We start from the raw sequence: 24,768 nt of genomic DNA on the forward strand, positions 1-24,768 counted from the left end.
AGCATGCTGGCAACGATTACTGATTTTAAACAAAAGATTACCCTGATCCAGGACAGCGGCATTCAGTTCCTCGACTTCGCGCTGAAGCCGGTCTGGGATGACGGACTGCCTGCCAAATTTGTGCGTAAAAGCGCCAACGGCCCGTTATTGCGTCTGGATTATAATCCGCAAAATGGCCGTCATTTTTTACCGGGGCTGGACGGCGGCGCGCCTGAAGTGGTACGTCCTGAGTTCAGTTTCCCGCTGGAACAGTCGCTGAAGTTGCTGGATCAGATCTGGCTGCCGTTGCCGTTCCTGCGTTTCAATCCGCCACGGACGTTTATGGCCGGGCCGGACAACTGGGCGCGGGTGCAAATCCGTGCACTGGATAAACCGGAAGCCGATGGCAGCACGCACCGCGTGGTGATTGCTTTTGATACCCGTGTGGCGGAAGGCGATGAGGAACACACTCAGCTGACGCCGGTCACGGATGACGTGAAAAACGGCATCAGTTTTGCGCTGGCGTGGCATAACGAAGAGCTTCTCGATTTCCTCGATCAGACCTGGGTTGACGGCTGGCTGCGTGAAGTCTTTACCGAGCAGTCGGCCCTGCGGGAGGCTCGCGAGGCGCGCAATATCAAAGTTGCGCTGCGCGAGTTTGAATATCAGGCGCATTACCTGAATCTGCTGGAAATGCTCGGCAGCCAGCTGGGTATCCCGGAACTGAAGATCAACGGTGCCACCTTGCAGGAACCGGCGATCAATGTGGATCTGATCCTCGATGTCGGCAACTCGCATACCTGCGGCATTCTGGTGGAAGACCATGTGGGGGAAACCGATGGCCTGAAACAGACCAGCGAACTGCAACTGCGCGACCTTTCGCAGCCACATTTTCTCTATAACGAACTGTTCGAAAGCCGGGTGGAATTCGCCGAGGCGCGTTTCGGCAAACCGAATTTCTCGGTCGAAAGCGGTCGTGATGACGCCTTTATCTGGCCGTCTATTCTGCGCGCCGGTCGTGAAGCCAGCCGTCTGGCCCTGTTGCGGGAAGGCACGGAAGGATCGACCGGGATTTCCAGCCCGCGCCGTTATCTGTGGGATGAAGACAGTTACACGCCGGGCTGGCGTTTCAGTCAGGGCGGACACGGCGCAGTGCAGGAGCCGGTGGCGGCCGCCATGCCGCTGACCTTCCTGATCAATGATGATGGCCAGCCGTTGTCTGATTTAGCGCCGGAAGACCGTCTGCCGGTATTTTCTGCCCATTACAGCCGCAGTTCGGTGATGACGCTGATGCTGTCTGAACTGCTGGCGCAGGCGCTGATGCAAATCAACAGCCCGGCGCAGCGGACCAAAATGCTGCGTTCTTCAGCGCCGCGTCAGTTACGCAATATCATTCTGACCCTGCCGTCGGCGATGCCGAAACCGGAACGCGAGATTTTCCGCCGCCGTATGCAGGAAGCCATCGGTCTGGTGTGGAAATCCATGGGCTGGCATCCGTCGGATGACGGTTTTAAATCGCAGGCCGACAAGGCGAAAAGCCGCATGCCGGTGCCGGATGTGCAGATGGAATGGGACGAAGCCACCTGCGGACAAATGGTCTATCTGTATAACGAAACCCAGGTGAATTTCGGCGGTCATACCGGCGAATTCTTTGCCAGCATGGCGCGTCCGGATCGTGAACTGGCCGATGACGAGCCGGTGGGCAAAACCCTGCGCATCGCCTCGATTGATATCGGCGGCGGCACCACCGATCTGGCGATTACCCAGTACTGGCTGGATGACGGCATGGGCAATAACGTCAAAATCACCCCGCGCCTGCTGTTCCGCGAAGGTTTTAAAGTCGCGGGCGACGACATTCTGCTGGATGTCATTCAGCTTTATATTTTACCGGCGTTACATGCGGCACTGAAAAAAGCCGGTCTGGCGAACCCGGACAGCCTGATGACGCGCCTGTTTGGCAGCGAAGGCCGCATGGACGGTCACGCCACGCTGCGCCAGCAAAGCACGTTACAGATTTTTATTCCGCTGGCGCGCGCGGTGCTGGAAGTCTACGAGCGGTTTGATCCGCTGGATACTCACGCAGAAATCGATGCGCCGTTTGGTGAACTGCTGGAACAGGCGCCGACGCAGAAAGTGCTGGATTACCTGCACGGCGAAATTCAGCGCGTGCTGCCTGCCGGTTCGGCGGTGTTTGATATTTTGCAGGCACCGCTGGTGCTCAAACTCAGCAAGCTGCACAGCGAGTTTTTATCCAATCGCATGAGCATCACGCAGAACCTGCGTTCGCTGTGTGAAGTGGTGTCGCTGCATGATTGCGATGTGCTGTTGCTGACCGGCCGCCCTTCGCGCTTCCCCGGCATTCAGGCGCTGTTCCGCCATCTGCAACCGCTGCCGATCAACCGCATGTTATCGCTGGATGGTTATCACACCAGCGGCTGGTATCCGTTTAACAAGCTCGGTCGTATCGACAACCCGAAATCAACGGCGGCCGTCGGCGCGATGCTGTGCCTGCTGGCGCTGGATCTGCGTCTGCCGGGGTTCTATTTTAAAGCGGGCGATTTCCAGCCCTATTCCACGGTGCGCTATCTGGGCATGCTCGATGGTAACAAGGCGCTGAACGACGACAATGTGTGTTACAGCGACATTGACCTCGATGCCCACGATTACAAACTCGACAGCGCGGCCAGCTTCCGCATCCGTGGCGCTATTTGTCTCGGTTTCCGTCAGCTGGAAAATGACCGCTGGCCTGCGTCACCTTTGTATACCCTGTCGATTGCCGAGCCTGAACTGGCGCGTAAAGTGGCGGGCGACAGCGTGCTGCGGGTCAAACTGGCGGTGAAAAAAGGGGAAGATCACCCGACGCCGGAATTTTTCGATATCGCCAGCGCGGTGCTGGATAACGGCACTAAGGTGCCGTCTCATCACCTGCGTCTGCGGTTAAACACACTGGGCGAGAGCCATTACTGGATCGACAGTGGGAGCGTATTCGTCTCATGACTACCCGCATAACAGCAACTATTCCGGTGCCATCACTGACCACTAACGCGCTGCAACGTCAGTTTGCGGCGACGTCTGCCACCCTCACCGACGCGCTGGACTGGGTGGAATCCACCCGTGCACAGGCGCCGCGTCTGGATCTGGAAGCTGACCGGCTGAATCTGCAGTTAAAGCGTTGCCGCGATCAGGCGCAGCGTCTGGCGCTGGCCTGTGAACTGCCGCCTGCACTGGGTTTTTACGGTCATTCGCAGGCCGGAAAATCCTATCTGATCTGTTCGCTGGCCGCCGGAAATTACGGCCGCCTTGAAACCCGTCTGGGCGGCGTGACCCTCGATTATCTGACGCAGATTAATCCCGGTAACCGTGAGGCGCGTTTTGCCACCCGCTTCACCCGTCAGGCCGACGTGCGTGACCGTGCGTTTCCGGTGCGCGTATTACTGCTCAATGAAGCGGATCTGGCGCGCATCGTTACCCGCGCATTCCGGCCGGACAGTCAGTATCACGTACCGGATGCGCAGCAAATCACGGAACACCTGAATCAGCTGATGATGCACCGCCAGCCGGAACCGGTAGAAGGTTTTACCAGCGAAAAGATGATGGGATTATGGGATTCCATGATTCGGCTGGATCCCCGCCGTTTCCGCCATCTGAATGCGCATTACTGGCCGGTGGCGGTGAAGCTCGCGCCTTATCTGAACATTGATGACCGCGCGCGTTTGTTCTCGCTGCTGTGGGGCAATGATCCGGTGCTGACCGCTGCCTATCGTCATTACGCGCATACGTTGCAGCATCTGGGCGGCGCACAAAGCCTGCTGGCTCCGCTGAGTATTTTAGTGGACGACGCGATGCAACCGGCCGACGGCATGTTCAGCCCGTCGCCGACCTGGGATATTCAGATCCCGGTGTGTCCGCAGTTTAGCGAGGAAAGTGCGGCACCGGTGACGTTGTCACTGGCAGAGCTGACGCTGCTGGCGTCTGAAGTGCAAATTCCCCTGCTGTCTCCGCCGCGTGAAGCCTTGTTTGAGCAGATCGACCTGCTGGATTTACCGGGACACGGTGCCCGTTTCGATGACAATCAGGGTGATGAACTTGAGCGACTGTTCCGCGCCAAAGTGGCGTATCTGCCGGAGCGGTACACCGATCGCCATGAAATGAACATGCTGATGGTGTGCACCGCCGCAGATAACCGTGATGATGTGGTGGCCGTAGGGCGCACGCTGGAACACTGGGTGCGGGAAATGCACGGCGAAAACACGCAGGTGCGTGGCCGCCGCAAACCGGGGCTGGTCTGGGTGCTGACGCCGTTTGACCGCCGCATGACTGAATCCGTGCATTATGACGAAGCCGTTCAGCGCCATGTCGGTAATCCGGGCGATGCCTGGGGCGCGTTGCTGGCGATGGACGAACGCGGCCTGCAACGTATGGCGGATTATCTGGTGGCGGAAATCCGTCCTGAAGTCCGTCTTAACCGTCTGTGTGAATTACGCGACGAACTGCACCGGGAACTGACGGATAACCTGCTCGGACGCTGGTATCAGGAAGGCGACGTGGCGGATCCGGCACAGAAACAGCGGACGGTGCAGACGGTGATTAAAGCCCTGCAAACCCGCACCGGTGTGCACGGTGAGTTGCTGGAAAAACTGCTGCCCGGCCGCGAGGAACTGCACCGTATTTATCACGAACATACCGCTCAACCGGCAGACACCGGCGAAACGGATGAGGCAGGCGCAGAGAGTTTCGGCATCGGTATTGATATCGATCTGTTTGCCGAGCAGCAACAGGATGTTCAGGCATGGCAGGAAAAACCGGACGACGGCACGGCGTTTGCCCGTCAGGTGCAGCGTTACTGGATCAACCATCTGCGCAGCCTGCCGGAAAACGAACCGCTGATTGCCCTGCTTGGCGTGGCAAAACCGACCGTTGAACTGCTGATGGAAGAGCTGATCACCGCCAGTTTCCGTCTGAATATGGGTGAGGCGCTGGTTCGCTCCCTCGGCGGCGCGTTACCGGCGGGCGCGCGTGAACATGAGCATCACGCGGACCGTCAGGTTTCCCGCGCGCTGACCGTGCTCGGCGATTTCGTTGCCTGGCTGGGCTTCGAGAAACAAGCGGAAGCGGAACGGCCTGAAAGCCGCATCAACAAAGGCAACAAGATTTTTGCCAAGCCGCAGAAAAGCGTCGCCAGCTGGAAATCCTCCCGCCGTCTGACCAAACTTTCCGCCACTCCGACCAATACCACGGCGTTTTATATTTACGACTGGCTGGTGGGGTTGCAGGAAAGCATTATGCGAAATGCCGGATACGCGGCAGGCGGGGAAATCCCGGCCAAAGCGCGTGAAACGCTGATGCATTTGCTGAAGGCGCTGAACGCCGGACACTAAGGGTAAACACACGGAGCCGCAAAATAAGGCTCCGTTTTTTTATCCCGATTTTCTGTGCATGACCGGTAAAATCAGACTCATCACCGCAACATGCGTTACACAAATCTGGCGTAATCCGTCTATACCTAGTGGGGTAAGGAAATATCATTCACCGTTTTGTGCCTCTGCACAGAACAGAAACGGAGTCCATTATGACTGATATCGCAACGTTACTAGGCAAAGAAGCCGATTCACTCCTTCAGCATCAATGTTCCACCATCACCTCCGATCAGCTTTATCTTCCCGGTGCCGATTTTGTTGATCGCGTGATGATCGACAACAACCGGTCGCCGCGCGTGCTGGCCGCGATGCAAAATTTGTATAACACCGGACGTTTAGCCGGCACCGGTTATCTGTCGATCCTGCCGGTCGATCAGGGGGTTGAGCACTCGGCGGGGGCGTCGTTCGCCGCCAACCCGCTGTATTTCGATCCGAAAAACATTGTCGAACTGGCCATCGAAGCGGGCTGTAACTGCGTGGCGTCAACCTATGGCGTGCTGGCCTCGGTCTCCCGCCGCTACGCACATAAAATTCCATTCCTGGTCAAACTTAACCACAACGAAACCCTGAGCTACCCGACGCAATATGACCAGACGCTGTACGCCAGCGTGGAACAGGCGTTTAATCTTGGCGCGCAGGCCGTGGGGGCAACCATCTATTTTGGTTCCGAACAGTCCCGCCGCCAGATTGAAGAAATCTCTGCCGCCTTTGAGCGTGCGCATGAACTGGGCATGGTGACCGTGTTGTGGGCGTATCTGCGCAATCCGGAGTTTGTGAAAGACGGTAAGGATTACCACTCCAGCGCTGACTTGACCGGACAGGCCAACCATCTGGCCGCCACCATCGGGGCCGACATTGTTAAACAGAAGATGGCGGAAAATAACGGCGGCTATACGGCGGTTAAATTTGGCTATACCGATGATCGCGTCTATTCGAAACTTACAACCGATCATCCGATAGATCTGGTGCGCTATCAGCTGGCGAACTGCTATATGGGCCGTGCCGGGCTGATAAACTCCGGCGGTGCGGCGGGTGAAAATGATATTCAGGAATCCGTGCGCACGGCGGTGATCAATAAACGCGCTGGCGGGATGGGGTTGATTCTGGGGCGTAAAGCCTTTAAGAAATCGATGAAAGAAGGCGTGGCGTTAATTAACGCCGTTCAGGATGTGTATGCTGACAAGAAGGTCACGATCGCCTGACCCTGAATTTTCATCATGACGATGGCCGGAAGATTGCGCTTCCGGCCATTTTTATGACACCCGGTTATTTGTTCAGTTGTTCAGTTAGCAGGACGGCGGCTTCAGCGGAAGACCCCGGATTCTGACCGGTGATCAGCAGACCGTCGCGTACCACGTAAGATCCCCAGTCGGCCCCTTTCGAATACACTCCGCCCATCTGTGTCAGCTAACGGCTAAATGTAAGTTTTTTGTGAGGATTTAATTCGCAGAAACGCTAAAATCTCCTCAACTTTCTGTAAATTCGGCCGATGAAAGTTCTTTCGGTTGTATTCAGACCCCACTTGCGGAGTGATACGGATGTTAATTGGGATAGATTTAGGTACGTCAAACTGCGCAGTCGCCATCTGGCAGGACGGTCAGTCGGTTCTGGTGCCTAACGTCTACGGCAAAAACCTGACGCCTTCTGTGGTCGGACTGGATGACGACGGCCATATTCTGGTCGGCGCACCCGCGCATGCGCGTTTATTTACGCATCCGGATCTTACCCTTTCCAGCTTCAAACGTTTTATGGGGACGGAGCATCCGTTCCGTCTCGGTCAGCAAACCTTTCGCGCAGAAGAACTCTCCGCCCTGCTGCTGCGCAGCCTGAAAGCGGATGTCGAGCAATACTGCGGCGTGCAGGTGGATCGCGCGATCATCACCGTCCCCGCCTATTTTAATGATATTCAGCGTAAAGCCGTGAAAGCCGCCGGTGAACTGGCCGGGCTGCACGTCGAGCGTCTGCTCAATGAGCCGACCGCTGCCTCGCTGGCGTACGGGCTGGTCAATCAGCAGGAACAGAAATTCCTGGTGTTCGATCTGGGCGGCGGCACCTTTGATGTGTCGATCATTGATATGTTCGAAGGCGTGATCGAAGTGCGCGCCAGCAGCGGTGACGTGTTCCTCGGCGGTGACGATTTTACCCGCAGTCTGGTCAGCTGGATGCTGGCGCAATATCCGCAACTGAATAAAGACGATACCGCGCTGTTCGGGCAACTGGTGACGCTGGCGGAGAAAGCCAAATGCCAGCTGACGACTGAAGAGAGCACCACGATCAGATACCAGTGGAAAGGCCAGTCGCTGAACTGGACGCTGACCAGCGGCGTGCTGGCGCAGTGTTGCGAAAGCACGCTGGAACGGATGAAAAAGCCGGTGATTCAGGCGCTGCGCGATGCCAAATTCTCCGCCGATGAGGTGGATCACGTGGTGCTGGTCGGCGGCGCGACGCGTATGCCGCTGGTGCGTCAGGCGGTCGCCCGTCTGTTCGGACGCTTCCCGCGCAGCGAACTGCAACCGGACGAAGCCATTGCGCTCGGTGCCGGTATTCAGGCCGGTCTGGCGCTACAGGATCAGGCGCTGGACGATATCGTTCTGACGGATGTGATGCCCTTTACGCTCGGTATCGGGATTTCGCGTCCGAAAGGCGACGGCTACGAAGACGGTCACTTCCTTCCGCTGATCGAGCGAAACAGCTTTGTGCCGGTCAGCCGGGTGGAATCCATTGTGACGATTTCCGATCAACAAACGCATCTGAATCTGTCGGTGTATCAGGGCGAAGCGCGGCGGGTGGCTGACAACATTCTGCTGGGGTCGCTGACGGTGGATGTGCCGCCGCGTCCGGCGGGTGAAATGACCGCCGACGTGCGTTTCACTTACACCCTTGACGGTATTCTGGAAGTGGAGTGCAAAATCACCAGCACCGGTCTGGTGGAAAAACTGGTGATCGAGAAAGCGCCGGGCAGCCTGACGCCTGCGCAAATCACGGAAAGCCTGCTGAAACTGGAAGCCATCAAACAGCATCCGCGCGATCAACTGGTTAACCGCCAGTTAGTGGCGGAAGCCAACGCCTATTACGAGCAAAGCCTCGGCGATCAGCGGCAGTTTATCGCCGATCAGTTGTATCGCTTTGAGCATGTTCTGGATACCCAGGATGCGCGGCTGATTGCCGCAGCGCGCAAGGAGTTTGAGGCGCTGCTGGTGCATATGCGCCGGGAATGGGAATAACACGATGGGCATCTGGACGGTTCTTGGCATTGAACCCACGCAGGATCTGACGGTGATTAAGCGTGCCTATGCCCGTCAGCTGAAAACCACCCGGCCCGATCAGGATCCCGATGCCTATCAGCGTCTGCGTGAGGCGTTTGAATCCGCCAAACGTGGCGAACAATTTTGGGGTGTCAGTGACGTTGTCACTAATCCCATCCCGCTGATGATTGTCACCGGTGAGGGATTAATCCGCCGGACGCAGGTTCACCATCAGGTTTCTGCCACGGCCAGTCTGCTGCTGGAGAATGAACTCGCCGGGCTGAAACAACTGGCGGACTGTCTGTCGGGCGAGTTGCTGCAAAACCTGCAGTTGCGCGAGATGTTCAGTCAGCAACTGGCCTGGGAACTGGCAGAGCGCGAAGGCCTGACCCCGGCGTTGCTGGAAAGTGTGGCGGCCCTGATGGAATGGGGGATCAATAATTATCAGCCTGACGGGATTTCAGGCTATCAGCTTGACGCGATGTATCAGCAGATTGAGCATACCGGCGCGGGGCGTCACGGACAGGTACTGAAGCCATGAAGCCGGTGTTAATCAGGGCGCGGTTTCACTTCCGGGAGGGGAAATGAGTCATCAGGGAATATGGGCTGTGTTGGGCATTGCGCCGACGCAGGATCTCAGCCTCATCAAACAGGCCTATGCGCGTCAGCTGAAAAACACGCGACCGGATCAGGACCCGCAAGGCTATCAGCGCCTGCGCGAAGCGTTCGATGCGGCCAGAAACGGCAGCCCTCCGTCCGGAAGGACCATGCCGTTGCCGCAGGGGCCGGCGGGCGACACTGAAGCGCCCGCCGCCGCGCCGGAAGCGGTTTCTCCCGCACCGGTGGTCGTGCGTGAAGATCCCGCCAGACTGGCGTTTAAAGCCAAAGCCCGGGCGAACCGGGTGGCGCTGGCGCAAATTCCGCAGATTATTGATGCGATGATGGACGATGAAACGGAAGGTTTACAGCAACTGGTTGCCTGTCTGGCGTCTGATGCCCTGCCCACGCTGGATCTGCGCGAGCAATTCAGTCAGTCGCTGGCAAAACAACTCAGCGAGCGTGAAGGACTGTATTCCGCCCTGTTGATCAAGGTTTCCGGCATCATGGGCTGGGACGTTGATCACTATCAGCCGGGCGGTATTTCCGCTCAGCGTCTGGCCGCGCTGCACCGGCAGATTGACATGACGGGCGCGAATTATTACTGGTCGGTGCTGGCACGGGAATATCAGGACTCCGCGTTAAACCGTTTACGGCTGCGGTTGCTGACGGTGGAAGGCGCGACGCTGCCCTGGTGGGCGAGACTGGTGCCGGATTTTCTGACCTCGCTGCGCGATAAACTCCGGGACATCAGAACGCATTATCCGGTATTGCTGCCGCGCGTGAATCCGGTGTTACTGAAAACCTTGTCTGAAACCCGGCTGGCCCTGAGCTGGGGCACCGTTTTCCTGACCGGATTCTGGTTACTGCTGATCATGCTGGCGACCCGCGAGCACGCAAATCCCTGGCCGGTACGCGCAAGTCTGATCCTGCTCGTCGGGTTATATATTCACGGGTACAGTTTTCTCGATCAGAAACTGCGACACAAGCCGCGTCTTTGGTGCGCCACGGTGAGTGCATTCTCCGTGCTTTCGACCGCCATTATGGTGAAAATCTTGCTGGGCTTTTTCTCGGTATTTAAGCCCGATGCCGGAAATCTGGCGATGGCAGTGACCAATTACGGCGTACTCAGCGCCAGCAGTTTTTGCGTATTGTGGATGATGGCGCCAAAACACTGGAAATGGTACGGCGTGCCGCTAAACGCCATGATCATTTTACTGATTTTCCCGTGGCAACTGATGAGAAGAACCCGGGGCGTGGTCGGGATCGTCGCTTTTGTTTTCTTACTGTTTATTTACGCCCTGCTGCTCGCCTTCGGATTATCTTAAAAAACTTTATTTTTTATAAACCGCAGACAGGTTAATAATTCAGAATCCGAGTTAAGGCTGAATTTAGACATGATTTTTCTTTTATGTGCGCTGACGCATTTCACCCCGATGCGCATTTCGCGGGCAATCTGGTCCACGTCATTTCCGCGATGAAAATGTTTGGCGACATTAATTTGCATCGGTGACAGCATCTGATGATTGCATTGAGAACAGTTGCGCGGAAGCTGACCGGGCATGCCGCTGGTGCGGTTCACCCAGCCATTAAATATCAGTTTTTTCATGCGGTTCAGGGAACATTGCCGGTTGATAAAAATAATGTTGCTAATGCACAACGGGAGTTCTGCCGTAAACGGCACGGTCCGGCAATCATAAACCCCGATGATCAGGCTGTGCGCGTGGCGGGCCTGCAACAGCGGCGGACACACATGGATTTCGCCCGCGCTGAAATGTTTCACGATAATGTCAGCATACGGGATATTGCTTTCGTCCATATCCTGTATCTGCACCTGCATATTCTTTTCCGTCTCAAATATCTGGGTCAGAAAATGCGTCATGCCGAGACGATACGCCATATTAGGGTCTTCAAAAATAATATTGATCATGACATCCGTCTGTTATTTAACATATAAAACGCCGCGTAGTGCCCCTGCGTTTTATGGGGAGATGTCAATTTTGTTAATATTCCTTTTTAACCTCAAGAAATTTTAAGGTGTAATTTTACACCGTCGGGATCAGGGGCGGCACGGCATCATTTCCGCCCCTGAGAATTTCTTTACTCTGTCAGCACCCAGACGCTGACACTGCCGCCATCGCAATAAAATAACGCCTTGCCCTCTCCGTCGCTTTCAACGATATCCTGGCGGTTTTCCAGCAGGTCACGCCATTTTTTGTGGGCGAAATGCTCACCGAGTTCCAGCGTTTTCTCCCCCGTTTCGCTGTTGGACATCACCACCACGCAGCCCGGATGTTCTGCGGTGCCGCTGCGGGCAAACGCGATGCAGTTCGGGTGATCCAGATAATCAGTTTGTGCGCCCCAGGCGTAGGTCTGCCGTGCCCGGATTAAGGTTTCCAGCCCCGGGATCACCGGCATATCGATGGTGTAACTGTTGCCGTCGTCACCTTCGTCTTCATAGGTCGCACCCAACAGGTCCGGATAAAACACAATCGGTACGCCCTGCTCGCGCAGTAAGATCAGGGCATAAGCCAGCGGTTTAAACCACGGCTCAATGGGTGCTTCCAGTGACTGCAACGGCTGAGTGTCGTGGTTGGCGACCAGCGTCACCGCATGTGCCGGATCGGCGGCGACCAGCGTATTGTCGAAAACAGTGCTCAGGTTGTAATCCGCCCCCTGTTTTGACGCATGATGGAAATTCAGTTGCAGCGGAGCATCAAACAGCAGGGTTTTGCCCTCGACCTGATCAATGTAATTTTGCAGGGTCGGCACATCGTGCGACCAGTATTCCGCGACGATAAACATCGGCTGTTCCGCGACCTCCTGAATATGGTCGATCCAGTCTTTGTAGAACCATGCAGGAATGTGTTTGACGGCGTCGAGACGAAAACCGCTGCACTGCGTTTGCTCCATCAGCCAGCGCGCCCAGTATTTCAGCTCTTCATCCACCGCCTTGTTGCGAAAATCAACGTTGGCGCCCATCAGGTAATCGTAATTACCGAATTCGTCATCCACCTGATCGTTCCAGCCACCGCCGGTATAGTCGTTAATGATTTTGAAGATGCCCTGTTCATCCGGATTTTCGATGTGATCGACACCGCTGAAACAATGGTAATCCCAGATGAATGCAGAATGCTGGCCGTTGCGGGCGGCAAAGATAAAACGTGTCCAGGCATCGGCTTCGATGATGTCATCGCTGATGTCTTCGCGGTTGTCGATATTGACGCGGTTGACCTGTACCCGCTCTTTCTCATCTGCGCCCATTTTGTGATTGAGCACCACGTCGAGGATCACGCCAAGCTGATGCGTTTTCAGTGCACTGATGGCCGCCAGTAACCCTTCTTTATCGCCATATTTGGTGGCGCGGCTGCCCTTCTGGTCAAACTCGCCGAGATCAAACAGATCATAGGTGTCATAACCGACCGAATAGCCGCCGGAATCGCCTTTATAAGCGGGCGGAAGCCAGACGGCGGTGATGCCTGTTTCGGCCAGCCATGCCGCCTTTTCCGCCACTTCTGGCCAGAGTTTCCCGCCATCCGGGTAATACCAGTGAAAGAACTGAAACAACGTAGGATTCTGCATACAGGCTTTCCATTCGAGTGACCGGGAAATGAAGTATGGAGCAGGAACGGGAAAAATGTGGCGGCAGCCGGTCTTCAGGCAAAAAAAAGCCGGTCAGCAAGGTGACCGGCTTTGTGTGTGCGTCAGATCTGAATCAGTTGATATCAGGATGCTGCGCGATCAGGTTTTTGCGTTTGGCTTCCAGTTCGATGATCTGCGCGTCAATATCTTCGATTTTATGTTCGATATTGTCGTGATGTTCCTGCAGGATCTCACGGGCTTCGGCGCGGTCAGAGGCCGCTGGCGTCGCGCCTTTCAGCGGACGGTTGGCGGTTTCTTTCATGAAGATACCGGTCACCAGACCAATCATCGCCACCACCATCAGGTAATAGGCAGGCATGTACAGGTTATTGGTCGCTTCCACCAGCCAGGCGGCGATGGTTGGCGTCAGACCGGCAATCAGCACCGACACGTTAAAGGCAATCGCCAGCGCACTGTAGCGGATATGCGTCGGGAACATCGCCGGTAAGGTCGAGGCCATCACGCCGATGAAGCAGTTCAGCAATACCGCAAGGATCAGCAACCCTAAGAAAATCAGCCCGATCACATCACTGTTAATCAGGATGAAGCACGGGATCGCCAGAATAAACAGGCCGATACTGCCGATGATCACGAAGGGCTTACGGCCAAAGCGGTCACTGAGCATCCCCATAAACGGCTGGACGAACAGCATACCGACCATAATCGCAATGATGATCAGCACACCGTGGTCTTCCGAATAATGCAGGCTGTGCGACAGGTAGCTTGGCATGTACGTCAGCAGCATGTAATAGGTGACGTTGGTGGCAATGACCATGCCCACGCAGATGATCAGCGGACGCCACTGTTTGGTCAGGATCTCGCGGAAAGATACGCGCGGCGGTTCGGCAATGTCCTTACGCGAATCGCTGTCGATTTTGTCCACGTGCTGCTGGAACGTCGGGGTTTCTTCCAGCGCATGACGCAGGTAAATACCGATCAGCCCCAGCGGTGCGGCGATGAAGAACGGAATACGCCAGCCCCATTCGAGGAAGTTCGCTTCACCCACAATGCTGGAAATCAGCACCACGACGCCCGCACCCAGGATAAATCCGGCGATAGAACCGAAGTCCAGCCAGCTGCCTAGGAAGCCGCGTTTTCTGTCCGGCGAGTATTCTGCGACGAAAATCGCCGCACCGGTGTATTCGCCACCGACCGAGAAACCCTGCGCCAGTTTTGCCAGCAACAGCAGGATCGGCGCCCAGATGCCGATCGAGTCATAACCCGGTATCAGCCCGATACAGAAGGTACTGACGGACATGATAATAATGGTGACGGAGAGCACTTTCTGACGGCCAAATTTGTCGCCGAGCGCCCCGAAGAACAGACCGCCCAGAGGCCTGACCAGGAAGGGAACCGAGAAGGTTGCCAGTGCGGCAATCATCTGGATACCGGGATCTGCGCCGGGGAAGAATACCTGACCTAACGCGAAGGCAACGAAACCATACACACCGAAATCGAACCACTCCATGGCGTTACCGAGTGCGGCAGCGGTAATGGCTTTTTTCAGCTTGGTATCATCGATGATGGTGATGTCGTTGATTTGCATCGGTTTAACACGTTTTTTTCTTAATCTCATCCTTTACATCCCTTTTCTAAAATACTCCACATTTCACCGTGAGATATTTTTGTTCGTACCCTTTAACTATTTCAGGTATCAATAATTTCTAAGCAAGCCATATCATTATAGGATGCTTTTGCGCTGGAGCAAAAGTCTGCCATTTTGTGATCAGCCTTACATTTTTGTTTTCCCCTGCCGCCGTTTTGCTTCGCTAAGTGGTAATGTGTTTTCAATTTAATGAAACTGCATTTTAATTAATGAAAAGGAAGCCGGAACAACGGCTGATTTCATGCTACTTATGGGGTGAATCATGGCAAAAGGTTCTCAGATTCAATTTAGTTTCCACACCGTTCAGGATCCGCAGACCGGTGCCCGCGTTACGCGTCTGACGCCGCCGGATGTGTTGTGTCATCGTAACTATTTCTATCAGAAATGTTTTACCCGCGATGGCAACCGGCTGTTGTTTGCCGGTGAATTTGACGGCAACCGCAACTATTACCTGCTGGATCTCAAAACGCAGAAAGCGGTTCAGCTCACCGAAGGCAAAGGTGATAACACCTTTGGCGGCTTCCTGTCACCGGATGATCAGTCGCTTTATTACGTCAAAAATGAGCGCAGTTTGCAGTGCGTAAAACTGGCTGATTTCAGCGAGAAAACCGTCTATACCGTGCCGGAAGAATGGGTCGGCTATGGCACCTGGGTGGCGAACAGCGAATGCACCAGCCTGGTGGGGATCGAAATCAGCCGTGAAGACTGGACACCGCTGTCCGACTGGAAAATCTTCCAGGAGTTTTATCACAGCAACCCGCATTGCCGCCTGCTGCGTGTCGATTTACTCAGTGGCAAATCCCGCGTGATCCACGAGAAAAACGAATGGCTGGGGCACCCGATTTATCGTCCGTTTGATGACAGCACGGTGGCATTCTGTCACGAAGGCCCGCACGATCTGGTCGATGCGCGGATGTGGCTGGTGAATGAAGACGGCAGTCATGTGCGCAAGGTCAAAGAACATGCGCCGGGTGAAAGCTGCACGCATGAATTCTGGGTGCCTGACGGTTCGGCGCTGGTGTATGTTTCCTATCTGAAAGGCCAGCATGACCGGCATATCCGCCGTTTCGATCCGCAGACCGGCGAAGATATTTGCCTGATGACCATGCCCGCCTGCTCGCATCTGATGAGTAACGAAAACGGTACGCTGCTGGTCGGCGACGGTTCGGGAACGCCGGTGGATGTCAAAGATACCGCCAGCCATACCATTGAAAACGATCCGTGGTTGTATATTTTCGACGCCGAAACCCGTCAGCATGCGCCGCTGGCCGCGCACAACAGTTCATGGCGTGTGCTGGATGGCGACCGTCAGGTCACGCATCCGCATCCTTCCTTCTCGCCGGATGACCGTCATGTGTTGTTCACCACCGATTACGAAGGAAAACCCGCGTTGTATCTGGCGGAAATCCCGGATGCCCTGCTCAGCTCATTAAGAAAGGATTAAGTGATGTTTACGTTTAAAAAAGATATTCCCCTGCAGGATCTGGGCGACGGTGTAAGCCGTCGCGTTCTGGCGCATGACGGCACCATGATGGCCGTCGAAGTGTATTTTGAAGAAGGTGCGGTAGGTCCGATGCATAACCATGTGCATGAACAACTGACCTACGTGTTGTCCGGCCGGTTTAAATTCACCATCGGTGAGGAAACGCATGAAGTGAGCGCAGGCGATACGCTGTATAAAAAACCGTACATCATGCACGGCTGCGTATGTCTGGAAAAAGGGGTGTTGCTGGATACCTTCACTCCGCAACGGCAGGATTTCCTTTAACCCGTCATCTTTTGATTTGCATAAAAAAACCGGTGCCACAGGGGCACCGGTTTTTTTGTCACGCTGAAAACGAAATCTTATGCGAGGATTTCACGCACGAAGTTTTCGATCTCTTTGTTCTGGCAGTTCTCGAAGAAGCATTTCTGGAAACGTTCACCGGTCACGGCGGTTTTCACCAGCTCAGGATCGATGGCACGCAGGGTATCCAGATAGTTTTCTTTCACCACCGCCGCTTTGACCTGATTCAGAATGCCGGCATTGCGCACCTGAGGTTCTTTACGGTCAGCCGGATAACCTTCGCCTTTCACGCCGGTAAAGGCTTTTTCGAAGATGAAACGCACGTTCAGTTCTGCGCCCCAGCCGAAACCTTTGGCAAACGGCAGGGATAATGCGTTGCCGTTGTTAATTTGCGCAAACAGGAAAGCATCCGCAGGGTCGATACAGTAACCGCAGTTCACACCTGGATGAATGTTCAGGGACATCAGCGCGCCCTGCCCGGTGCCGCAGCCCGCGACCACAAAATCAACCGCTTTGGAATTGAGCAAAATGCTGGCCATGATGCCGAGATGAATGTAAGTCAGGTGGTGATCCTGTTCGTCAGACATGCCCACGTTGTACACCGGATACTCTTTTTCCGATGCGACCGCGTTGAGTTCTTTCAGGATGATCGCGTTTTTCGCGGCCTGGCTGTTTTCCATCATCAATGCAATTTTCATGAGATTTCCTCTTTGGGCAGCGGTGTCACCCGCTGCTGTCTGTAAATAGGTAGGTTATCAACCGGTGGCGGAATTAACGCGCCAGCCAGCCGCCGTCAACGGCAATGGTGTAACCATTAATATAGTCGGAAGCCGGGGAAGACAGGAACACGACCGGCCCCATCAGGTCGGATGGCAATCCCCAGCGACCGGCAGGAATACGGCCGAGGATCTCTTCGCTACGCGCTTCATCGGCACGCAGTTGCTGGGTGTTGTTGGTGGCCATATATCCCGGCGCGATGGCGTTCACGTTGATATTGTGTTTCGCCCATTCGTTTGCCAGCAGACGGGTGACACCCATCACGGCACTTTTCGACGCGGTGTAGGAAGGCACGCGGATACCGCCCTGATAGGACAACATCGAGGCGATATTAATGATTTTTCCGCCGGTGCCTTGCGCAATAAATTGTTTCGCCACCGCCTGTGACATAAAGAATACGGACTTGATGTTCAGGTTCATCACGTCATCCCAGTTCTTTTCACTGAACTCGATGGCATCTTCACGACGGATGATCCCGGCGTTGTTGACCAGAATATCCAGATGACCCATTTCTGCGACCGCGCGCTCAAGCAATGCCGGGATCACTTTGGTGTCGCTGAGGTCGGCTGTCAGGCTCAGGAAGCGACGGCCAGTGGCACCCACGCGCTCGATAGTTTCTGTTGGCTCGACAATGTTAATCCCGACAATGTCACAACCGGCTTCGGCGAGGCCGAGCGCCATACCCTGACCTAAACCGGTATCACATCCGGTCACTACCGCAACTTTCCCCTGAAGAGAAAAATTATCCAGAATCATGATGTTTCCTTTATTCATAAAACGGAGGCAAATACGCTTTTCCGTAGGACTGATGGTTGTCGGGCATGGCCCGGCGGCGAACTGATGAAAGGAAGTTTAACGATAAAATTCGCGCAACTCAACAAATTGAAACATCATTTCAATTTATGTGAACTTTGGTGTCGGTTTTTGTTGGGTGGATCACGTCCTGACGGTCGTGAGCTTTTCAGTCGTGAGAAGAATTTCGGAAGCATTGATGGTGCTCAGGTTCAGCGAACCCGCTGTTCTCATCATCTCATGCCACTGATTTTCTGCCTTCGACAGATCGGCACATCCACGGGCCGGCTCATCAAGTGTTCTGTAATTTGTCGATTTATCCACCCGCCAGAATATCGCTTCACTGGCATCAGCCTGGCGGGGGGCGACCTTTTTTCTTCGCGGGGGCGCTGAGGTGGAGAAATATCCGATGCATGATTGCCTTGAATGGGCATCACAACTTTTGCTGACTTCACTCTATAAATGCGACACAACTTTTACAACCCCAGGCGCCTGGAAACATATCCCTTTGTTATCTCTTGGCTAACAACTTCTTGTGCTCCATGTGCTCTTTGTACTTATTTTCCATATAGTCAGTTTTAACCGCGACTACGCGCCATTTAATATTTCCGCGAGCTAACATATTATTGAAAAGTAACCCGGCCTTACCTTTTATGACTTCATGTCCTAAATGATTCGTTCCTTTAGGTCCTAATCCATAACTTCCGCCATCGCCCTCTGGTTTAGGTGCTACAATATTCTCCGCAGTAAACATTTTATATAAATACCCCGGAGAAGGCGTTTCGAACTCAACAATGTAAACAGCTGGATGGTGGGCGCCAAAATAACCTTTTGAATTGGAAACGTAATTGTAGTTTGTAGCAATCCCACCATATGATTCACTTTTTGCAGGGTTATCCATAAAGTAAAGTCTGTTTTTAACTTCAAGCATTTGGTATTCATCGGTTGGCATTGCTCTATACCAATATTTTGCAATATCGTACTCCAAAGGCCCTTTTTGCTTAATATCTATAGCTTCAAATCGATCGTGCTTCAGACGCAGCTTATCCAGGTCGCACAACAAGGGCTTGGTCAACGCGGTGTTAAAAAGATAATTATTCATTTCCTATTCCTTTATCATATGGCTAACAATTTATTAATTTAATAACAATAAAATGGCACAACTTCTGTCGCACTAAGCCAGTAGCTGTATTACTACTCCAGTGATACAGCCTTAATTTATGCACGTTTTTCTGATTCTTTAATATCTACATCTTCCGGTTTAATTTTTCGCTCTATGACCGCTGTAAATGCGACTCAGTCACCATTGAATACAAAATCTGGGTTGATGAAATACCAGCCTTGCCTCATATGTTTGGCAATAATTTGAGCGGCTTCTAATTCTGCTAATCCTGGAAAAATGTGGCACTGAAGCCCAACCGTATGAAACATACGCCAGGTACATTTTTTGAGCTAAATGCGTGACAGCGTCATGTTTTGTCAGATTATACCTAATTCAACTTAGGGATTGATTTTTTGTGCTGGAAGGGCTAGCTGAGAAGCAACAGGACTAAATCCGACTGGGATAATGAGAGAAATGAAGAAGATGAAGGCGGTAACAGAGAATTCACTGCCCGGCAGGCAAGCCGGGCCAGCGGTACACACTTATTCAGGGGAAGAATGAATAAGTGGAGGCAACCTTTAGTGCAGGCAGCCCTGACATTCAGTGGCAAGCGACAAACCACGGCGCCAGTCGCCAGGCGTCTGACCAAACTGTCGTTTAAAGCTGCGGGTGAAAGACTGCTGAGAGTCGAAGCCCAGCGAAATCGCCACGCTGACGATCGGTTCGCCGCTGCTGGCCAGCATATCGGCAGACTTTTTCAGTTTTTTCTCTCGGATGTATTCACCCATCGGCAGGCCGGTGTGCTCTTTGAACATGCGTTGCAGATACCAGCGTGAGTAGCCTGCCCGCTTGGCGACGGTTTTAATGTCCAGACGTTCTTCCAGATTGTGATCGATCCAGTCGATCAGGTCGTGAATGAAATCCTCGGTTCTCATGGAGACTCTCCTGCTTTTTTATTGTTTGCGCCCCCCGAGGGCGACTCGTCTTTTAATACGTTGACGCAGTTTTCGGTTAAATGCAAGTTTTACTATTGCATTTAATTTCCTGTTACAGGATAGTCTCGTTCCCCGACGTAAACGTTCTGTAAAACAGCACAGAAAGTGTAACAGTAATTCTTGCACTTTAGTAGGCGCATCCCTACAATCCCCTCGAATCAATTGTATCAGTATTTGATACATTATTGTGCTGATGAACGGCACAAGTCCCAAAAAAGTCGGATCAGGCAAAGGACGTTACCCGGCGGACAGGCCGGTGTATTGCCTGACAGCACTTACTCACTGGAAATAAAAATAATGATGAACCTGCAAAAATCACAGGTTGTTGTACGCGGCCGCTCCGGCGGTACGCATTTGACGTTGCGCCTTTCAGGGGTTGCGCTGATGGTCGCCCTGCTTGCCGGGTGTGATAACAGCGTGGCGCAAAACTCGGCACCGCCTGCTCCGCAGGTCAGTGCGGCAGATGTATTAATCAAACCTATCAGCCAGTGGGATGCTTTTAACGGGCGTGTTGAGGCGGTGCAAAGTGTTCAGTTGCGCCCCCGCGTGTCCGGCTATATCGATAAAGTGAATTACCAGGAAGGCGAGGAAGTCAGGAAAGGTCAGGTGCTGTTCACCATTGATGACCGCACCTACCGGGCCGCGCAGGAGCAGGCTCAGGCTGAACTGGTGCGTGCGCGCAATCAGGCCAGTCTGGCAAGAAGCGAATCTGCCCGTACTGAAAAACTGATCGGCACCTTTGCCGTATCGAAAGAAATCGCCGAACAGCGCCGCTCTGCCGCCTCTCAGGCGCAGTCGGATGTGCTGGCCGCACAGGCTCAGCTCGATATGGCGCAACTGAATCTCGATTTTACCCGCGTGACCTCGCCGATTGATGGCCGCGCCAGCCGCGCGATGATCACTACCGGCAATCTGGTGACCGCCGGCGACAGCGCGAGTGTGCTGACGACGCTGGTGTCGCTCGATACCGTGTATGTGTACTTCGATGTGGATGAAGGGACTTTCCTGCGTTATCAGGCCATGGCCCGCGGCGCCAAGCTCAGCGATACGCCACAAAGCCGTCTGCCGGTGCATGTCGGTCTGGTGAGCGAAAATGGTTATCCGCATCAGGGCGTGGTGGATTTCACCGATAACCAGCTGAATTCCGGCACCGGCACCATCCGAATGCGCGCCCTGCTGGATAACCATGACCGCACCTTTACGCCGGGTTTATTCGCCCGGGTACAGATGCCGGGCAGCGCGCAATTCAACGCCATGCTGGTGGACGATAAAGCCGTGCTGACCGATCAGGACCGCAAATTCGTCTATGTGGTGGATAAAGACGGCAAGGCTCAGCGTCGCGATGTGGAAGTCGGCCGTATGTCCGGCGGATTGCGTATCGTGCAAAAAGGCTTGCAGGCGGGTGACCGCGTCATTATCGACGGTGTGCAGAAAGTGTTTATGCCGGGTATGCCTGTCAATGCCAAAACAGTCAGCATGGCCGCCAATACGGTGACTTCCGCGCCTTCTGCCGTTCAATAAAAGAGAATTCTGACTCATGGACTTTTCCCGCTTTTTCATCGACAGGCCGATTTTTGCGGCTGTCTTGTCGATTTTAATTTTGGTCACCGGGGCGATCGCCATTCCCCTGCTGCCGGTCAGTGAATACCCGAATGTCGTGCCGCCGAGCGTGCAGGTCCGCGCTGAATATCCGGGTGCTAACCCGAAAGTGATTGCTGAAACCGTGGCGACGCCGCTGGAAGAAGCCATCAACGGCGTTGAAAACATGGTGTACATGAAATCTGTTGCCGGTTCTGACGGTGTGCTGGTGACCACCGTCACCTTCCGTCCGGGCACCGATCCCGATCAGGCACAGGTTCAGGTGCAAAACCGCGTGGCGCAGGCCGAAGCGCGGCTGCCAGAAGATGTGCGCCGTCAGGGTGTCACGACGCAAAAGCAATCGCCAACCTTAACGCTGGTGGTGCATCTGGTGTCTCCTTCCGGCAAATATGACTCGCTGTATCTGAGCAACTACGCGACGCTGAAAGTGAAAGACGAACTGGCGCGTTTGCCGGGTGTCGGGCAGATCCAGATATTTGGTGCCGGTGAATATGCCATGCGCGTCTGGCTCGATCCGAACAAGGTCGCCGCGCGCGGGCTGACCGCGTCAGATATCGTCAAGGCGATGCAGGAACAGAACGTGCAGGTCTCTGCCGGTCAGCTGGGTGCGGAACCGATGCCGAAGGACAGCGATTATCTGCTGTCCATCAATGCCCAGGGACGCCTGAAAGATGAAGATGAATTCGGCAAAATCATCTTGAAAAGCGGTGATAATGGCGAAATTGTCCGTCTGCGTGACGTTGCCCGTATCGAAATGGGATCAGGCAGTTATGCCCTGCGCTCTCAGCTCAATAATAAAGACGCGGTAGGGATTGGTATCTTCCAGTCGCCGGGCGCCAATGCGATTGATTTGTCCGACGCTGTACGCGCCAAAATGGCGGAACTGTCGACCCGTTTCCCGGAGGGGATGACCTGGCGTGCGCCGTATGATCCGACGGTGTTTGTCCGCGATTCCATCAGTGCGGTGGTGCATACCCTGCTGGAAGCCGTGGTGCTGGTGGTGCTGGTGGTTATTCTGTTCCTGCAAACCTGGCGTGCGTCGATCATTCCGTTGCTGGCCGTGCCGATTTCGGTGATCGGCACCTTTAGTATTCTCTATTTGCTCGGTTTTTCACTTAACACGCTCAGTTTGTTCGGACTGGTGCTGGCGATAGGTATCGTGGTCGATGATGCCATTGTGGTGGTGGAAAACGTCGAGCGAAATATTGAGGAAGGACTCGCGCCGAGGGACGCTGCGCATCAGGCGATGCGCGAAGTGTCCGGGCCAATCGTGGCTATCGCGCTGGTATTGTGTGCGGTGTTTGTGCCGATGGCGTTTCTGTCCGGCGTGACCGGTCAGTTCTATAAACAATTTGCGGTCACCATCGCCATTTCAACGGTGATCTCGGCCATCAATTCCCTGACGCTTTCCCCTGCCCTGGCGGCACTGTTGCTGAAATCGCACGGCGCACCGAAAGATATGCCGTCACGTTTAATCGACCGTCTGTTTGGCTGGATTTTCCGTCCGTTCAACCGGTTCTTTAACGCCAGTTCGCACCGTTATCAGAATGCTGTGTCGAAAACACTGGGACGCCGTGGCGCTGTCTTTGGTGTCTACATTCTGCTGCTGTGTGCCGCCGCCTTTATGTTCAAAGCGGTGCCGGGGGGCTTTATTCCGACGCAGGATAAACTGTATCTGATTGCCGGGGTGAAAATGCCGGAAGGCGCGTCACTGTCGCGCACGGATGCGGTGATCCGCAAAATCAGCGCAATGGGGCTGAGCACCGATGGCGTGATTGACGCGGTGGCGTTCCCCGGTCTGAATGCGTTGCAGTTCACCAATACGCCTAATACCGGCACGGTGTTCTTCGCGCTGAAACCGCTGAGCGAACGTACCCGTACGGCGGCGGAGATTAACGCCGAAATCAATGCCAAGATCTCGCAGATTCAGGAAGGTTTCGCCTTCTCTATCATGCCGCCACCGATCCTCGGCTTAGGTCAGGGTTCTGGTTATTCGCTGTATGTGCAGGATCGTGCAGGGCTGGGATATGGCGCGTTGCAAACCGCGATAAACACCATGTCTGGTGCCATCATGCAGACGCCGGGAATGGGGTATCCGATTTCTTCGTATCAGGCGAATGTGCCGCAGCTCGACGCGCATATTGATCGTGACAAAGCCAAAGCTCAGGGTGTATCGCTGGATGAACTGTTCAGCACATTGCAGGTGTATCTCGGCTCGTCCTATATCAATGATTTCAACCGTTTCGGCCGTACATGGAAAGTGATGGCGCAGGCTGATGGTCAGTTCCGTGACAGCGTGGAAGACATTGCGAATCTGCGTACCCGCAACGATAAAGGCGAAATGGTGCCGATTGGCAGCATGCTGAATATCACGACCACCTACGGCCCTGATCCGGTGATCCGCTATAACGGTTATCCTGCGGCAGACTTAATCGGTGATGCGGATCCGCGTATTCTTTCTTCAGCACAGGCGATGACGGAGCTGACCGCGATGTCGAAGAACCTGCTGCCGAACGGGATGAATATCGAATGGACCGACCTGAGTTATCAGCAATCCACGCAGGGGAATGCGGCGCTGATTGTCTTCCCGATGTCCGTCTTGCTGGCGTTTCTGGTGCTGGCCGCCTTGTACGAAAGCTGGACGCTGCCGCTGGCGGTGATCCTGATTGTGCCTATGACCATGCTCTCGGCGCTGTTTGGCGTGTGGCTGACCGGAGGTGACAATAACGTGTTTGTGCAGGTCGGGCTGGTCGTCCTGATGGGACTGGCGTGTAAGAACGCGATTCTGATTGTTGAATTTGCCCGCGAGCTGGAATTGCAGGGTAAAGGCATTATCGAATCTGCGCTTGAGGCATGTCGCCTGCGTCTGCGCCCTATCGTGATGACCTCCATTGCGTTTATCGCCGGGACCATCCCGCTGATCCTGGGCCATGGTGCCGGTGCTGAAGTGCGCGGTGTGACCGGGATTACGGTGTTCTCCGGGATGCTCGGCGTCACCTTGTTCGGTCTGTTCCTGACGCCTGTTTTCTATGTTGCACTGCGTAAGCTGGTAACACGTAAGAAAGAGGTATTGGAAACGCAAACCGCGTAAACCGTAAAAAGTTAAGATAAGTAAAACGCAAAAAGCCGGGAGATTATCCCGGCTTTCTTATGTGCTTTTTTCTGAAAAGTAAGTAACCAGACGTCCTGGTTTTTTCAGTGGGCTATTTAGAGCAAAGCGAACTGTTGTCG

General features: G+C 54.4%; 17 protein-coding genes and 2 pseudogenes. 10 read left to right on the forward strand and 9 right to left on the reverse strand.

From position 1 onward, the window contains the following. Window positions 1-3 precede the first annotated feature (3 nt). The 3 genes from EYY67_RS06350 to fbaB all read left to right on the forward strand — a co-directional run bounded on the left by EYY67_RS06350 (window position 4) and on the right by fbaB (window position 6,598). The gene (locus EYY67_RS06350; RefSeq protein WP_119824311.1) at window positions 4-2,976 is read left to right on the forward strand and encodes a virulence factor SrfB; all 2,973 of its coding nucleotides are present in this window, start codon (window positions 4-6) and stop codon (window positions 2,974-2,976) included. Continuing rightward, the gene (locus EYY67_RS06355) at window positions 2,973-5,357 is read left to right on the forward strand and encodes a virulence factor SrfC family protein (RefSeq protein ID WP_131693098.1); all 2,385 of its coding nucleotides are present in this window, start codon (window positions 2,973-2,975) and stop codon (window positions 5,355-5,357) included. The genes EYY67_RS06350 and EYY67_RS06355 overlap by 4 nt, the downstream gene beginning before the upstream one ends. Before the next feature lie 191 nt (window positions 5,358-5,548). After that, entirely contained in the window at window positions 5,549-6,598 is a 1,050-nt protein-coding gene (fbaB, locus tag EYY67_RS06360; protein WP_131693099.1) for a class I fructose-bisphosphate aldolase, read from the forward strand. Between the two features lie 64 nt (window positions 6,599-6,662). Here fbaB and EYY67_RS06365 read toward each other — a convergent pair. Then, window positions 6,663-6,803 (reverse strand): annotated as a pseudogene (locus EYY67_RS06365) (type 1 glutamine amidotransferase domain-containing protein); the annotation flags it as partial. 131 nt (window positions 6,804-6,934) lie between these two features. On the opposite strand from EYY67_RS06365, the gene EYY67_RS06370 reads away from it, so the two are divergent. Genes EYY67_RS06370 through EYY67_RS06380 form a run of 3 tightly spaced genes read left to right on the forward strand, consistent with a single transcriptional unit; the run spans window position 6,935 to window position 10,566 of the window. Next, on the forward strand, window positions 6,935-8,620 hold the full coding sequence (locus tag EYY67_RS06370; RefSeq protein WP_131693100.1) for an Hsp70 family protein: 1,686 nt from the start codon (window positions 6,935-6,937) through the stop codon (window positions 8,618-8,620). Between the two features lie 4 nt (window positions 8,621-8,624). Beyond that, window positions 8,625-9,182, forward strand: coding sequence for a J domain-containing protein (locus EYY67_RS06375; protein WP_095925752.1), 558 nt, complete (start codon window positions 8,625-8,627; stop codon window positions 9,180-9,182). A gap of 43 nt (window positions 9,183-9,225) precedes the next feature. Then, window positions 9,226-10,566, forward strand: coding sequence for a hypothetical protein (locus EYY67_RS06380; protein WP_131693101.1), 1,341 nt, complete (start codon window positions 9,226-9,228; stop codon window positions 10,564-10,566). On the opposite strand, the gene EYY67_RS06385 is transcribed toward EYY67_RS06380, so the two are convergent. The 3 genes from EYY67_RS06385 to proP form a co-directional block, all read right to left on the reverse strand. Beyond that, a complete protein-coding gene (locus EYY67_RS06385; RefSeq protein ID WP_131693102.1) occupies window positions 10,563-11,168 on the reverse strand; it encodes a helix-turn-helix transcriptional regulator in 606 nt (201 codons plus the stop codon). The genes EYY67_RS06380 and EYY67_RS06385 overlap by 4 nt on opposite strands. 170 nt (window positions 11,169-11,338) lie before the next feature. Further along, window positions 11,339-12,820: an alpha-amylase gene (gene amyA, locus EYY67_RS06390; protein ID WP_131693103.1), complete on the reverse strand. Its 1,482-nt coding sequence runs from the start codon at window positions 12,818-12,820 to the stop codon at window positions 11,339-11,341. Window positions 12,821-12,953: 133 nt separating this feature from the next. Continuing rightward, window positions 12,954-14,456: a glycine betaine/L-proline transporter ProP gene (gene proP / locus EYY67_RS06395; RefSeq protein WP_095925756.1), complete on the reverse strand. Its 1,503-nt coding sequence runs from the start codon at window positions 14,454-14,456 to the stop codon at window positions 12,954-12,956. A 292-nt stretch (window positions 14,457-14,748) separates the two neighbouring features. On the opposite strand from proP, the gene EYY67_RS06400 reads away from it, so the two are divergent. Both EYY67_RS06400 and EYY67_RS06405 read left to right on the forward strand, forming a co-directional pair. After that, window positions 14,749-15,930: an oligogalacturonate lyase family protein gene (locus EYY67_RS06400; RefSeq protein ID WP_095925757.1), complete on the forward strand. Its 1,182-nt coding sequence runs from the start codon at window positions 14,749-14,751 to the stop codon at window positions 15,928-15,930. Between the two features lie 3 nt (window positions 15,931-15,933). Further along, window positions 15,934-16,254: a cupin domain-containing protein gene (locus EYY67_RS06405; protein WP_014341967.1), complete on the forward strand. Its 321-nt coding sequence runs from the start codon at window positions 15,934-15,936 to the stop codon at window positions 16,252-16,254. Window positions 16,255-16,331: 77 nt separating this feature from the next. On the opposite strand, the gene EYY67_RS06410 is transcribed toward EYY67_RS06405, so the two are convergent. The 5 genes and pseudogenes from EYY67_RS06410 to EYY67_RS06430 all read right to left on the reverse strand — a co-directional run bounded on the left by EYY67_RS06410 (window position 16,332) and on the right by EYY67_RS06430 (window position 19,878). Continuing rightward, on the reverse strand, window positions 16,332-16,970 hold the full coding sequence (locus tag EYY67_RS06410) for an RpiB/LacA/LacB family sugar-phosphate isomerase (protein ID WP_095925758.1): 639 nt from the start codon (window positions 16,968-16,970) through the stop codon (window positions 16,332-16,334). 73 nt (window positions 16,971-17,043) lie between these two features. Further along, window positions 17,044-17,805 carry a 2-dehydro-3-deoxy-D-gluconate 5-dehydrogenase KduD gene (kduD, locus tag EYY67_RS06415; protein WP_095925759.1) on the reverse strand — a complete coding sequence of 254 codons (762 nt, stop codon included), beginning with the start codon at window positions 17,803-17,805 and terminating at the stop codon, window positions 17,044-17,046. Between the two features lie 185 nt (window positions 17,806-17,990). Next, window positions 17,991-18,207, reverse strand: a pseudogene (locus EYY67_RS06420) (Tn3 family transposase); the annotation flags it as partial. A 145-nt stretch (window positions 18,208-18,352) separates the two neighbouring features. Continuing rightward, complete coding sequence (locus EYY67_RS06425; RefSeq protein WP_131693104.1) at window positions 18,353-18,943, reverse strand: hypothetical protein; 591 nt, start codon at window positions 18,941-18,943, stop codon at window positions 18,353-18,355. A 578-nt stretch (window positions 18,944-19,521) separates the two neighbouring features. Next, window positions 19,522-19,878: a helix-turn-helix domain-containing protein gene (locus tag EYY67_RS06430; protein WP_095925761.1), complete on the reverse strand. Its 357-nt coding sequence runs from the start codon at window positions 19,876-19,878 to the stop codon at window positions 19,522-19,524. 360 nt (window positions 19,879-20,238) lie between these two features. On the opposite strand from EYY67_RS06430, the gene EYY67_RS06435 reads away from it, so the two are divergent. Further along, entirely contained in the window at window positions 20,239-21,459 is a 1,221-nt protein-coding gene (locus EYY67_RS06435; RefSeq protein WP_131693116.1) for an efflux RND transporter periplasmic adaptor subunit, read from the forward strand. 16 nt (window positions 21,460-21,475) lie between these two features. Then, entirely contained in the window at window positions 21,476-24,628 is a 3,153-nt protein-coding gene (gene oqxB, locus EYY67_RS06440) for a multidrug efflux RND transporter permease subunit OqxB (protein WP_095925762.1), read from the forward strand. Window positions 24,629-24,768: the final 140 nt, after the last annotated feature.

It is taken from the genome of Rahnella victoriana (genome assembly GCF_004330295.1).
GTDB lineage: Bacteria > Pseudomonadota > Gammaproteobacteria > Enterobacterales > Enterobacteriaceae > Rahnella > Rahnella victoriana.